Raw genomic sequence first — 13,554 nt, 5'->3', positions numbered from 1 at the left:
CTCAAGAGGATTCGAACCTCTGACCTTTTGAACCGCAATCAAATGCTCTATCCAGCTGAGCTATGAGCGCATCTTTTTGTATTTTTAAAGATGTAATTGTATAAAAAATTTTCTTAAAATTAGGTTATTTGTTTAAGATTTTATCTTCAAATTCTAATTCTTTCTTTCTTTTTTTGCGATAAACGATTAAGCCACTTAATAAAATAAAACATATAAGAGCAAAAACATACCAAGTTGCATGTTTAACATTGCTTAAAAACAAATCATTAGTATTCATACCAAAAAAACCTACTATCAGATTAAGAGGTAAAAATATTGCAGATAATATGCTTAAAAAATATAAGCTTTGATTCATTTTTTCATTTTTAATTGCACTCATTAATAAATGAAGCTCGTTTAATCTAGTAATAATTTCTTTGTTGTTTTTTAATGTAACCCCGACAGCAAAGATAATAGGCTTTAAAGCTTTTTTATGCGGGCTTGTCCCTGCTAATAAATTCAATGCCTCATCAAGCAAGGAAAGGTTTTTTAAATTTTTATTGATTTTTTGTTTTAGGATAAAACTTTTTTTAAAGAAATTTTTGATCAAATTGCCTTTTAAAAGTATATTTTCTTTGCGTTCTAAAATGCGTTCAAAGTAAGCATTTTCATTTTTACAATCCTCTAAAATAGCCCGAATGGTGCTTAAAAAATCATTTAAAGAAAAAGGTTTAAATTGAGCATTTTCAAGTTTGAAAATTGTATCATCCTCAAATCCAAAAACACTGAAATTCGCCTTTTTTGTTTTTGAGCTGTAAGAATTTAAAATCAAAATTTTTTGCCCTAAAAAATCCATATATAAAGTATTTAAATTTTTATTTGCAAGAAATTTGCTTAAATTCTCATCGCATACCATTGGTTAGCCTTTTGGCGTAAAATTCGTATTTGAATTTTTTAAATTCAGACTTTTTTATCGCCTCTCGTGCTTGCGCTACTAAGGTTAAATAATAATGTAAATTATGCAAACTAGCCAAGCGAAAAAAGGTTAATTCTTTAGCTTTAAAAAGATGGTTTAAATATCCGCGTGAGAAATTACGACAGGTATAGCATGAGCATTCATTATCAATGCTTTCATGATCGTTGATAAATTCAGCTCTTTTGATATTAAATTTGCCAAAATTGGTGAAAAAAGTTCCATTTCTAGCATTTCTAGTAGGCATAACACAATCAAACATATCCACCCCTCGCTCTATGTTTTCAACCAAATCCTCAGGAGTTCCAACCCCCATAAGGTAGCGGGGGCGATTTTCATCTAAAAAAGGGTTTAAATTTTCCACAGTTTCATACATAAGAGCATTTTCTTCACCTACGCTAAGTCCTCCTATAGCAAGTCCATCAAAATCCATTTCATTAAGGGCTAAAGCACAGCGTTTGCGTTCTTCATAATCAGTTCCCCCTTGTATGATTCCAAAAATATTTTGTTTTAGACCTAGTCCTTGAATTTGCATTTGTTTGTGATAATCAATCGCTTCTTTTGCCCATTTTATAGTTCTATCTACTGAAACTTTAATGCGTTCTTTTGTAGCAGGAAGGGCGATAAGATCATCTAGTATCATCATGATATCACTATTTAAATCATATTGAGTATCTAATACGCTTTTAGGAGTAAATAAATGCTTAGAACCATCTATATGGCTTTTAAATTCTATACCCTCTTGAAAATGTTTAGAATTAGCAGAAAGTGAAAAAGCTTGAAAGCCACCACTATCAGTAAGAAAACTTCTATCAAATTTTGTAAAGCCGTGCAAACCACCAAAATGTTTTACGATTTTAGAACCAGGCCTTAAATACATATGATAAGTGTTTGCTAGGATGATTTTTGCATTAAGTTGTTCTTTAAGATCAATTGCATCAAGGCTTTTTACAGCACCTACTGTGCCTACTGGCATAAAAATAGGGGTTTCAAAAGTGCTATGAGCTGTTGTTATCTCACATACTCTAGCTAGGTTGTCTTTATGCTTTAATTTAAATTCCATTTGTTATAATTTCCTTTTTGGAGTGCAAAATGAATCATATTTTAATAATAATTGATGGTATTTTAGCAAAGCATTTCTTAGAAAGGCTTTGTTTTGAAAAAGGCTTGGGATATTTTTTTACCATAGTTTGCCAAAATGAAGAAAATATAAATTTAGGTGCAAATAGCGAATATATTGAATTTCATCATTTTGATCCCACTAGCACAGCCCGCCTTGAAACTCTTATGAATAAATCTTTCAAACAAGCTTTTATCTATATGCAAGATGAATTTGAAACTAAAAAAACCTACGAAGCTTTGCGTTCTTTAGATGCAAATTTAGAGATTGAGATCATGGATTTTTGGGGTTTGAATATTAATGATGTTCATACAAATTTAGCCGATGCTAGAATGACTTTGAGCCGAAGATTTATGGATTTTTTGCCTGATATTGCTTTAACGGCTTATTGTGTTGGATTGGGTGTTGGGGAGGTTATGGAAGTTAAAATTCCTGCAGGGTCGATTTTTGCATACAGGCATATTAGCTCCATACAGCAAAAAAGATGGCGTATAGTACTCATTTATAGAAATTCTAAAATTTATTTTGTTAAGCCATCTTTTGTTTTACAGCCTAACGACAGCATTTTAATCGTAGGCGATCCCGCTGTTCTTCAAAGTATTTTTCACAATATCAGAGGTAAAGCAGGACAATTTCCACTTCCTTTTGGGAGCAATATCTTCACTCTTATTGATATGAAAAAAATGAGTGAAGATACACAAGAAAGATTACTAGATACCACTTTGCAATTGGTTAAAAAAAGCAATGCTAAGAAATTTTTTATAAGGGTGCTTAATCCTAAATTGGGTGCTTTATATGATAAAATGAAGCAACTTTCAGATGAGCAAGAAAGTATATTTTTTGATTTTTTTAATACAGATTTTGCAAATTTAAATTCTTTCTTGGAAAATAATGATATAGGTATTATTCTTACAGATTTTAAACATTTTGAGCAAGAGAAAAAAACTTTTTTTGAATTGAAAATTCCTATTTTGAAAATAGGTGAGGGTAAATTCGAAAATATTCAAAATGCTGTTATTTTAAGTACTAATGAAACCGAACTTGAAAATAATGCAAATGTGATCACAGATCTTAGTAAGCAACTTGATTTTGATATTACTTTGTATTATTATAATCCTAATTTGCAAAATACTACAGATATGGAGGAGTATTTTGGAAGTTTATCTAAGCTTTACGATAAGAATATCCAAATTATAAGCAAAAATGATGAAAATCCTATTTTATCTTTATCTTACCGTGCAGATTTGTTGCAATTTGTGAGTTTTGAAAAAGAGCTTTTGGAGGGAGAATTTAGCAAAAGTTTAAGCACTAATCTCAATAGACATTATTCTAAAATGAGGCAAAATTATCAACTTTTCATACCTGTAGAATGAGAATCATTTAAGGCTTATGATAAAGTATTATTTTTTAGGAGCTTGTTTTTTAGTGTTTCAAAAAAGATTTTTATTTTAAATTTTCTTAGCTTTATGGCTTAGAACTAAGAAAATGATTAGCCCTAATTTGCTAGAATAGATTTAATTTCAAAATAAAAGTAGAACAATGCAAATAAATGTAGATTTAAAAGAAAACGCTTACAAGGTTTATATAGACGAGTTGGATAATTTAGAATTAGATACTAAGGTTTTTATACTTTCAAATCCTAAAATTTCAGGACTCCATTTAAAAACACTATTGTCTAAAATTAAGGCTAAAGAGCTTTTTATAGCGACGATAGAAGATGGTGAAGAATACAAAAATTTACTCACTTTGGAAAAAATTTTAAATCAAATGTTTAATTCCAAACTTAACCGAAAAAGTATATTGATAAGCTTTGGAGGTGGAGTAATTAGCGATATGGGTGGATTTGCGGCAAGTATTTATCAAAGGGGGATTGATTTTATCAATATCCCTACTACGCTTTTAGCTTGTGTGGATGCTGCAGTAGGTGGCAAAACAGGAGTTAATAATGCTTTTGGAAAAAATTTAATAGGCACTTTTTATCAGCCTAAAGCTGTGTATTGCGAAAGTGAATTTTTAAGAACCTTAGGTAGAAGAGAATTGGCCGCAGGGATGGCTGAATTTATCAAAATGGCAGCAATGTTTGATAGGGATTTGCTTGAATTTATAGAAGCGATTGATAAGGAAAGTTTTTTAAATGCGACTTGCGAAAACGAAATTTTTACTCAAATTATTTCTAAAAGCGTAGAGCTTAAGGCAAGAGTTGTGGAGTGTGATGAGAAGGAATCAGGCTTAAGAATGCTTTTAAATTATGGTCATACCTTTGCTCATGTGATAGAAAATTTTACAGATTATAAACAATATTTACATGGTGAAGCAGTGGCTATAGGGATGAATATGGCAAATCGCTTGGCTTTAAAATTAGGATTATTAAGTAAAGAAGAATGCGAGAGAATAGAAAAAATTTTACTTCAATTTAATTTGCCAACGCATTATAAAATCGAAAACATCAACGAGTTTTATGAGGCTTTTTTCATGGATAAAAAAAGTGCTAATCAAAAATTAAATTTCATTCTTGCAAATTCTTTGGGCAAGGGACTCATAAAAGGTGATATTGCCAAAGAAATGATATTGGAAACCTTGGAAGAATTTCAATGAGAAAAATCCTTCTTTTACTTTGCTTTAGTCTTTTTGCTTTTGGCGATATAAATCGCACTATTATTAATAATATCAATGAAAAAATAAGCAATTTAGACACTGTCATTGGAGCTAGTATTTGGGATGTACGCTATGAAAATTTTATCAAATATCAAGATATAAATGATGAACTTATTATCTTAAATTTAGAATTAAAAAAAATAGAAGATGTGCATTTACAAGATGAATTAAAACGAAAAATAGCAACTTTAGAAGAACAGCTTAATGTCCTTAAAGAGTATAAAGAATTAAACTTTGCCCATAGTCTTAGTGCACCTGAAGATATAGAAACTTTATCTAAGCTCACCAATCCTTTTGCGATTATTGGGGCTTTTTCTCATATTAAAAAATTAAGAGGAGAAAAAGAAGAATATGCCTTTAAATTTAATGATTTTAAGAATTTGGTAGAAAAAATCAGAGAAAAGAATTTAGAACTCAAAGAATTAGTCAATCTAGAATCAAATATCGAAAATATAGAAGCATTAAAAGCATCAGATAAAAAACTTGAAGAATTTGATCAAGCCTTAAAATTTGCTAGTGTTTCTTATTCTGTTTATGAAAAAAAGATTGATGATGAAATTGCAAGAGTAAGTGCTGAAATCAAAGCGCAGGGTTTAAGAGCGATTAATATAGTCATAGCTATTGTTATTGTTGTAGCTATTGCTTTTATGTTAAAACTTGTTGCTAAAAAATACATAAAGGATAATGAAAGATACTATACAGCAACAAAGATCATCAATTTTATTAACCTTAATATCATTTTTCTTATTTTGCTTTTTGCTTATATAGAAAATATAACCTATCTTGTTACTATACTTGGTTTTGCATCAGCAGGCTTAGCTATTGCTATGAAAGATATGTTTATGTCTATGCTTGGATGGTGTGTGATCGTTTTTGGTGGAAGCTTTAGAGTAGGGGATCGTGTAAAAGTTTTTCAAAATGATACTACTTATGTGGGGGATATTATAGATATTTCTTTTTTGCGTATCACTTTATATGAAGATATTACACTTGAAACTTATAGTAAAAATCGTAGAGCAGGGCGTATTGTTTTCATACCCAATAATTATGTTTTTACAAATCTTATTTCTAATTATACTCATCATGGAATGAAAACGATTTTAGATGGTATAGATATTAGCGTTACTTTTGATTCTAACATAGAAAAAGCTCAAGCTATAGTTGAAGAAGTTGTCAACCGCCTAGCAAAGGGCTATACAGAACTAGCCAAAAAAACAATGAAAAGACTGCAAAATGAATACAGCATAAGAAATCCCAAAGTAGAGCCTAGATTTTTTGTCTTTTTTGAACATTGGGGGATGAGAATATCTGCTTGGTATATGACAAATTCATACGCAGCATTGATACTTCGAAGCGCTATCAGTAAAGAGATTATTAAAGAATTTAACAAGCATGAGGATATTAAAATAGCTTATCCATCTCAAAATTTATATTTAGGAAATTTAAATCAAGCTCCTTTTGAGACTCATTATAATTCTATGCATTTTCATACAAAGGATAACAATTGAAAGAAAAAGTTTTTTTTAAAACCTTTGGATGTCGCACCAATATATACGATACAGAGCTTTTGAAAAGCTATGTAAAAGATTATGAAATCGTAAATGATGAAGAAAAAGCACAGATTATCGTAGTTAATTCTTGCACTGTTACCAATGGTGCAGACAGCGGAATAAAGTCTTATATTAATTCCATGCAAAAAAAGGGTGTTAGAGTTATACTTACGGGTTGCGGTGCAGTGAGTAAAGGCAAAGAACTTTTGGATAAAAAACAAGTTTTTGGGGTGCTTGGAGCATCAAATAAAGATAAAATCAATGAATTTTTGGGTTTAAAAACAAGTTTTTACGAGCTTGGAAATTTAAATTTTATTGATAAAGATATAGTTTGTGAGTACGAAAATCACACCAAAGCCTTTGTTAAAATTCAAGAAGGTTGCGATTTTGCTTGTTCTTATTGCATTATCCCTAGCGTGCGTGGGAAATCAAGAAGTGTTGATGAGCAGGCTTTGTTAAGGCAGGTTGAAATTTTAGGAGCAAATGGCTATAGCGAAGTGGTTTTAACAGGTACAAACATAGGTTCTTACGGACTTAAAAATGGAACAACACTAGGTAAGCTTTTGCAAAAAATGGGTCAAATTTCAGGTATAAAACGCATAAGACTTGGTAGTTTAGAGCCTGCTCAAATTGATGAAAGTTTTTTAGAAATTTTAGATGAAAGATGGATGGAGCGACATTTACATATCGCTTTGCAACATACAAGTGAAAAAATGCTTCGCATCATGAGAAGAAGATCGCATACAGATAATGACTTGAAGCTTTTTAATACCATAGCCAGTAAAGGATATGCTTTGGGGACTGATTTTATCGTAGGGCATCCAGGGGAAACCGAGGAGCTTTGGCATGAGGCTTTAAAGCATTTTCAAGAATTTCCACTTACTCATATCCATGCTTTTATTTTTAGCCCTAGAAACAACACGCATTCAGCCACCATGAAAGATACTATAAATGGTGCTGTGGCTAAAGAAAGATTAAATACTTTAAAAGTTATTATAGAAAATAATAACTATGAATTTAGAAAAAGAGTTAAAACTCCACTTGAAATTTTAGTTGAAAATCAAAAAGATGGTTTTTTTGAAGGTTATGATCAGTTTTTTAATAAAATAAAAATCAAAAGCAGTAAAGATATAGCAAAAGAATGGCTAAAATTAGAGCGATATGAAGTGCAAGAAAAGCATAATTTCGCAGACTTAGAGGGTAAAAAATGAAAAACAAAAAAATTATATTGATATCTTTTCTTATCTTGTGTTTGCTTTTTGGAATTTTGTATTTTAAAAATGAACCTAAATACATAGATGAAAATCTTTACCAAAGTTTATTAAGTCAAAATTTAATCGAAAAAGCAGTGATTGATAAGGATGAAATTTGGCTTAAAGCTAAGGGTGAGAGCTATGTGATCGTAAAAGATGGTGTAGATATTAAAACCCTTTTATCAAAAGTTCCTGTGGAAATCAAAAAAGACAGTACTTTGTGGGTATTTTTTGTTATATTTGTATTTCTTATCGCGCTTTTATTAAGTTTTGTTTATTTTGCACGAAAAAAAGAATTAGCTAAGTATCCTATATCTAGTAAAACTCAAACCCAAACTTCTACCACAAATTTAGAAAGTTCCAATATAAAACCTGTGATTTCTAATATCACCTTTAATGATGTAGCAGGCGTGAGTGAAGTAAAAATGGAGCTTAGTGAACTTGTGGATTTTTTGCAAAATCCTAAAAAATACAAAGAATTTGGTGTAAAAATGCCAAAGGGTGTTTTAATGGTAGGTCCTCCAGGGGTAGGGAAAACTTTGATTGCTAAGGCGGTTGCAGGCGAAGCAGGGGTACCTTTTTTTTATCAAAGCGGATCAAGTTTTGTTGAAATTTATGTAGGAATGGGAGCTAAAAGAGTAAGGGAGCTTTTTTCTAGAGCTAAAATGATGGCTCCAAGTATTATTTTTATTGATGAAATTGATGCGGTGGGTAAAGCAAGGGGTGAAATGTCTAATGTCGAAAGAGATAGCACCTTAAATCAACTCTTAACCCAAATGGATGGTTTTGAAGATAATAGTGGTGTTATCGTAATCGCCGCGACTAATAAAATCGAGCTAATGGATCCTGCTTTACTTCGTTCAGGGCGTTTTGATAGACGCATTTTCTTATCTTTGCCAGATTTTAAAGATAGGCTTAAAATTTTAGAAATTTACATGAAGGGTAAAAATAACAATATTGATTTAAATAAAATTGCAAAAGCAAGTGTAGGTTTTAGCGGTGCTGGACTTGAAACCTTAGTTAATGAAGCGGCTATCAATGCTTTAAGAAGAAATAGTTCTTTGGTGGAAGAAAGCGATTTTTATGCTGTACTAAATAAGGTGCTTTTAGGAAAGAAAAAAATTCTAAGTTTTAATGATGAAGAAAAGGGTATACAAGCGACTTATCAGGCCGCAAAAGCTTTGAGTGCGTATTATTTTGATATAGGATTTGAGAAAATTACTCTTATTGAAGATCGTTTTAAGGAATACGAGCATGCCATTCGCTCAAAATCAGAACTTATCAATCGCATTAAGGTTTATTTAGCAGGCTCTAGAGCTATGAGTTTGATTTATAATGAAAGCTATACAAACTCACAGAATGATTTTTTAAAAGTTAAAGAATTGCTTGATTATATGATAAGCTTTGGTATGCTTGAAGAACCAAATTTAAACGAAATTAAAAGGGAGCTAGATGAGTTTTTATTCCCTTTAAAAGAAAAAATTTCAACGCTTGCTAAAATTTTACTTGAAAAAGAAAAGATAGAGTATAACGATGTTAAAGAAGTAGTTCAGGTTTAAAGTATCTATATGGCTTTAGATTTTGTCATCTATCTTAGACTTTAATAAATTGTTTTAGTCGTCATATTCTGTATATAAAATCGTACCATTAAAATCAATATGTACTTCTATATTGTTAGTAAGCTTGATTTTGTAATAATTGATTTTTCTTTCGATTTCTCTAGCTTTTGTGTTGGGAAATTTGTTTTGAATGATATTTGTTAAATTTGGAGGTAAAAAATTTAAATCAAAAGGAAAGACCTTACTTTCTATCTCTTTCCATGAACCATCGCTTTCAAATTCTAATTCTGTCCCATCGCTCAAATAAACCTCATAAGCGTGCTTATCTCTTTGTACTATACCTATGGGAGCTTGAAAATTATTTTTTAAAAATTCTTTAGAAATACTTGGAAGCTCATCGGGAGATATTATAATATCAGCGTTTAAAAAAGTGGATAAGATAGCTATAATGCCGTAAAATTTTATTTTCAAAAGTTTTTCCTATTTATTATTTTGCACTAAATTTTAGTGAATTTATGTGAATTTTATGTGAATTTCAAGACAATAACATAAATATTTTAAAGGTTGTTTTTGGTTGTAATTTTACTGATTCTCTTAAATATCTTATTCTATTTTACAATTCCTTATGGGTATTATAATTTGCTTGGGTTAAATATTTTGTTTTTCAAAGGAGCTTATTGGCAAATTTTAAGTTCAATGTTTATGCATGGAAATTTAACTCATCTCATCCTTAATATGATAGTTTTATTTCAATTTGGTCGTATTTTAGAGTCTTATTTAGGTGCTTTGCGTTTCTTTTTATTGTATATAATTGGCGGATTGATGTGTTCGCTTTTGAGTGCTTTTTATGTATATTTTTCTTTTTATTATTTTGGTGGGATGATAAATCTTGTAGGAGCAAGTGGAGCAATTTGTGTTTTGATGGGGTATTATGCTTTTCTTGATAAAAGTAGTACAAAGGGTCTTATAGTCGCTATTTTACTAATGAGTTTTGCTCCATTGCTTATGGGTGTAAATGTCGCATGGTATGGGCATATTTTTGGTTTTATTTGTGGATATTTTTTAGGGAAGTTAAGGAGAAAAATTTGAAAAAAATATATATATTAAGACATGCAAAGGCTGTTAAGGATGAGGAAGTGCAAGATTTTGATAGGAAGTTAAATAAAAGAGGTAAAGAAGACTTAGAAAAGCTTTTTTATAATTTAAAAACCCATGAGATAAAATTTGATTTTATACTTTCAAGTCCATCTAAACGCACTGCTAAGACAGCTAAAAAAATAGCCGAATTTTATAATTTTGACAAGGAAAAAATTCAATTTATAGATGAGCTTTATCTTGCTAATTTGTCTAAAATATATCAAATTTTACAAACTATCGATAAAAAATATAATGAAGTTTTATTAGTAGGGCATAATCCTACTTTAATGGAACTTGGAGAATTTTTAGGCTCTTTATGTTTGACTTCTTTTCCTACTTCATCTATGCTTTGCTTAGAATTTGACATAGAAGACTTTAAGGATTTAAAAGCGCATAGCGGAAAAGTGATATTTTTTGAACATGTGAGAAAATTAAAAGAGGAAAAGGAGTTGGATTAATTACTTCCAACCCTCGATATAGTTTTTGAGTTTTCTACCCACTTTTGGATGTTTGAGTTTTTTAATTGCAGAGCTTTCTATTTGTCTTACTCTTTCGCGTGTAACATTTAATTCTTTACCTATTTCTTCTAAAGTTCTATCGCTTTCATCGTCCATTAGACCAAAACGCATACGAATAACTGCTTTTTCTCTATCGTTTAGTTGATCAAGAACTTCATCAATTTGCTCTTTTAAATCATCTTTTAAAATGTGATCCATAGGCGAGAGTGAATTTCTATCTTCTACAAAATCCCCAAATTTGCCATCATCTTCACTACCAATAGGCGCCTCAAGTGAAATAGGCTCTTTTGTGATTTTAATCACTTGCTTAACCTTATCCACACTAAGTCCTACTTCTTTGGCTATAACACTTACATCAGGCTCTTTTCCGTCTTTTTGCAAATGCTCGCGTATAATTTTATTGATTTGATTGATGGTTTCTATCATATGAATAGGTATTCTTATAGTTCTAGCTTGGTCTGCGATCGCTCTTGAAATAGCTTGTCTTATCCACCAAGTTGCATAGGTTGAAAATTTATATCCTCTTTTGTACTCAAATTTATCCACTGCTTTCATAAGACCTATATTGCCTTCTTGGATAAGATCTAAAAAAGGTAAACCACGGTTTGTATAACGCTTAGCAATACTTACAACAAGACGCAAATTTGATTTAGCCATTCTAGTTTTAGCTTCATCAGAAATTTTTTTACCTCGTTTGATTTGCTCTAAAATTTCTTTCAAGCGCTCTTTTTCTAAGTCAAAGCTTTTCTCGCTCGCTTCTTTAGTTTGAAAAAGTTTTTTTATCTCCATGTAAGTGCTTACCATAGTCGTTTCAAGCGCTCTTTCGGTAATTTCTTCCTTGCTTAATTTTGTAATATCTTTTAAGATATTAGCATGACGATTTTTTAATTCTTCAGAAAACATTGGCAAACGATATTCTAGGCGTTTTAATTCTTTATCGAATTCTTCATCGCTTTTTAAGGCAGTTTCCATTGATTTTACAATTTCACTGATGAGTTTAGAAGTTGGACCTAGATCCATCAGCTTTTCTTTTAGAATATTTTTCTTAAAAGCAATTCCAAGTTTGTCTAAAATTTCATCTCCACTTTCTTTATCTTTAGAAACTTTTAGCCAATCTTTTTTTGCCTTCTCTAAAGCTTTAAATTTTTCTATGACTTTTAAAGTTCTTTCATCTTCTTTTTTGCTTGTTTTTTTAGGAGTTTCTTCTTCATTTTCTAATTCTTCATCGTTTTCTTCATCCTCGTCCTCTAGTTCATCAAGCTTATCATCATTTTTTTCTTCATCATCAAAGCTTTTGAAAAGTTCTTTTACTCTTCTTTCTCTATTGATCAGTGGTTCACGATAATCTAAAATAAAGTCAATCAAATAAGGCACGGAACAAAAAGCATCTATGATAATATCTTCACCAAGTTCAATTTTTTTGGAAATTTCGATTTCTTCATCTTTATTTAAAAGTGCAATTTGCCCCATTTCTCTTAGATACATACGCACAGGAGAATCCGATCTGCTCCATTCTAGCAAATCATTTTCATTGGCTAAATCAAATTCATTCTCAAGACTAGTATCTTGCAATTTTTGTTTTTCTTCTTGCAATCTTTTTGCATCTTCTATATTTTTCATTTGTGCAATTTCAGCAGCCGAAAATAACTGTACTTTATACTTTTTCATTAAAGTTTGGACTTTTTTGGCAGTAGCTGAATTAGGTTGCTTGCTGAAGTATTTTACTAATTTTTCGTAAGTGATATAATCTTTTTCGTTTTCTTTAAAGAGCTCTTCAAGTTCCATATCTTGGGTTTTGGCATTCATTGAACTTCCTTAACTTTTATATAAGCCTTGGATTTTATCTAAATTTTGCTTAATATTTGTATAAAATTTAGTTCTTATTGTTTAAATATTTTTTCAAATTTTTCCAAAGCCCTGTTAAAATTATAATTTTTTCTTTTTAAGATATAAAAATTACGCCAAAGATTAATATTTTTTAATTTTACCTCATATAAAATTGAATTTTTTAATTCTTTTTCTATACTTTTTTTAGAAAAAATAGAAATAGCATTTTTTTGGATAACGAGTTCTTTAATAGCAGGCATTCTATCGAGCTCTAAAAAGAATTTAAGTTTTTTGGAAACATCGCCTATTTCGTTTAGAAATTTATCTCTAAGCCCTGAGCCTGTTTCACGCAAAATCCATTTTTGTTTAAGTAATTCATCGATATAAAATTCTTTTTGGCTTAAATTTTTATTACTACTAGCAACTACAAGTTCATCTTTTTGCCAAAATTCCATTTTTAACCCTTCGTGATCGATTAAAGTAGGATTAAGTTCTGCTTCAACAATGGCAAATTCTATATCTCCATTTTTTAATAAATTTAAACATTCTTTTGAATTTTGAGTTTGAAAATGTATTTTAACATTGCTAAATTTAGATTTAAAATCAAATAAAATAGGAGCAAGAAAGTGTTCAGCTATGCTTTGAGTAGCAGCGATCTTGATTTCTCCTAAGAGGGTATTTTCATCATTAAGTTCTTCTAAGCTTTTGTAATAATCTTGCACAAGTTTTAGCCAAATTTTACCCAAATATAAAGCTTTTGGAGTAGGTAAAAGCTTTTTTCCTAGTCTTTCAAACAATGCTCCGCCTAAGTCCTGCTCTAAATTTTTAATAATGATGGAAACATTAGGTTGTGTGATGGAAAAATTATTGGCGGTATTTGTAGGACTTTGAGTATTTAAAAGATCTAAAAAAATTTCCATATCTTTGATTTTCATTGAAGTTCTTTCTATCTTTTTTGATTAAAAAAATTTATTATAAAAATT

12 protein-coding genes are annotated in these 13,554 nt (G+C 30.2%); 7 read left to right on the top strand and 5 right to left on the bottom strand.

All coding sequences use genetic code 11. From position 1 onward, the window contains the following. Positions 1-124: 124 nt before the first annotated feature. Together CCO88_RS08955 and tgt are read right to left on the bottom strand one after the other, a co-directional pair. Entirely contained in the window at positions 125-895 is a 771-nt protein-coding gene (locus tag CCO88_RS08955) for a CorA family divalent cation transporter (protein WP_002779011.1), read from the bottom strand. Then, the gene (gene tgt / locus CCO88_RS08950; RefSeq protein ID WP_002781794.1) at positions 882-2,015 is read right to left on the bottom strand and encodes a tRNA guanosine(34) transglycosylase Tgt; all 1,134 of its coding nucleotides are present in this window, start codon (positions 2,013-2,015) and stop codon (positions 882-884) included. Before tgt ends, CCO88_RS08955 begins: the two co-directional genes overlap by 14 nt. A gap of 29 nt (positions 2,016-2,044) precedes the next feature. On the opposite strand from tgt, the gene CCO88_RS08945 reads away from it, so the two are divergent. The 5 genes from CCO88_RS08945 (at position 2,045) to CCO88_RS08925 (ending at position 9,089) form a co-directional block, all read left to right on the top strand. Beyond that, complete coding sequence (locus CCO88_RS08945; protein ID WP_002779007.1) at positions 2,045-3,445, top strand: COG3400 family protein; 1,401 nt, start codon at positions 2,045-2,047, stop codon at positions 3,443-3,445. 166 nt (positions 3,446-3,611) lie between these two features. Beyond that, the gene (gene aroB / locus CCO88_RS08940) at positions 3,612-4,667 is read left to right on the top strand and encodes a 3-dehydroquinate synthase (RefSeq protein ID WP_002779005.1); all 1,056 of its coding nucleotides are present in this window, start codon (positions 3,612-3,614) and stop codon (positions 4,665-4,667) included. Further along, a complete protein-coding gene (locus CCO88_RS08935) occupies positions 4,664-6,235 on the top strand; it encodes a mechanosensitive ion channel family protein (RefSeq protein WP_002779003.1) in 1,572 nt (523 codons plus the stop codon). Before aroB ends, CCO88_RS08935 begins: the two co-directional genes overlap by 4 nt. Further along, positions 6,232-7,488 carry a tRNA (N(6)-L-threonylcarbamoyladenosine(37)-C(2))-methylthiotransferase MtaB gene (mtaB, locus tag CCO88_RS08930; protein WP_002779001.1) on the top strand — a complete coding sequence of 419 codons (1,257 nt, stop codon included), beginning with the start codon at positions 6,232-6,234 and terminating at the stop codon, positions 7,486-7,488. The genes CCO88_RS08935 and mtaB overlap by 4 nt, the downstream gene beginning before the upstream one ends. Beyond that, the gene (locus tag CCO88_RS08925; RefSeq protein ID WP_002778998.1) at positions 7,485-9,089 is read left to right on the top strand and encodes an AAA family ATPase; all 1,605 of its coding nucleotides are present in this window, start codon (positions 7,485-7,487) and stop codon (positions 9,087-9,089) included. The genes mtaB and CCO88_RS08925 overlap by 4 nt, the downstream gene beginning before the upstream one ends. Before the next feature lie 54 nt (positions 9,090-9,143). On the opposite strand, the gene CCO88_RS08920 is transcribed toward CCO88_RS08925, so the two are convergent. Beyond that, on the bottom strand, positions 9,144-9,560 hold the full coding sequence (locus tag CCO88_RS08920) for a PepSY-like domain-containing protein (protein ID WP_002778997.1): 417 nt from the start codon (positions 9,558-9,560) through the stop codon (positions 9,144-9,146). A 99-nt stretch (positions 9,561-9,659) separates the two neighbouring features. On the opposite strand from CCO88_RS08920, the gene CCO88_RS08915 reads away from it, so the two are divergent. Together CCO88_RS08915 and CCO88_RS08910 are read left to right on the top strand one after the other, a co-directional pair. Then, positions 9,660-10,178, top strand: coding sequence for a rhomboid family intramembrane serine protease (locus tag CCO88_RS08915; protein WP_002778996.1), 519 nt, complete (start codon positions 9,660-9,662; stop codon positions 10,176-10,178). Then, positions 10,175-10,684: a SixA phosphatase family protein gene (locus CCO88_RS08910; protein ID WP_002781790.1), complete on the top strand. Its 510-nt coding sequence runs from the start codon at positions 10,175-10,177 to the stop codon at positions 10,682-10,684. Before CCO88_RS08915 ends, CCO88_RS08910 begins: the two co-directional genes overlap by 4 nt. Here CCO88_RS08910 and rpoD read toward each other — a convergent pair whose 3' ends face one another. Both rpoD and CCO88_RS08900 read right to left on the bottom strand, forming a co-directional pair. Then, positions 10,685-12,550 (bottom strand): RNA polymerase sigma factor RpoD, encoded by a 1,866-nt coding sequence (gene rpoD, locus CCO88_RS08905; RefSeq protein ID WP_002778994.1) that lies wholly within the window; start codon positions 12,548-12,550, stop codon positions 10,685-10,687. It lies immediately after the preceding gene. 74 nt (positions 12,551-12,624) lie between these two features. After that, on the bottom strand, positions 12,625-13,506 hold the full coding sequence (locus tag CCO88_RS08900) for a LysR substrate-binding domain-containing protein (RefSeq protein ID WP_002840339.1): 882 nt from the start codon (positions 13,504-13,506) through the stop codon (positions 12,625-12,627). Positions 13,507-13,554: the final 48 nt, after the last annotated feature.

This window comes from Campylobacter coli LMG 9860 (assembly GCF_000254135.1).
Taxonomy (GTDB): Bacteria; Campylobacterota; Campylobacteria; order Campylobacterales; family Campylobacteraceae; genus Campylobacter_D; species Campylobacter_D coli.
Note: the sequence above shows the minus strand (reverse complement) of the source record. Positions and strands in the feature narration are given on the sequence as shown.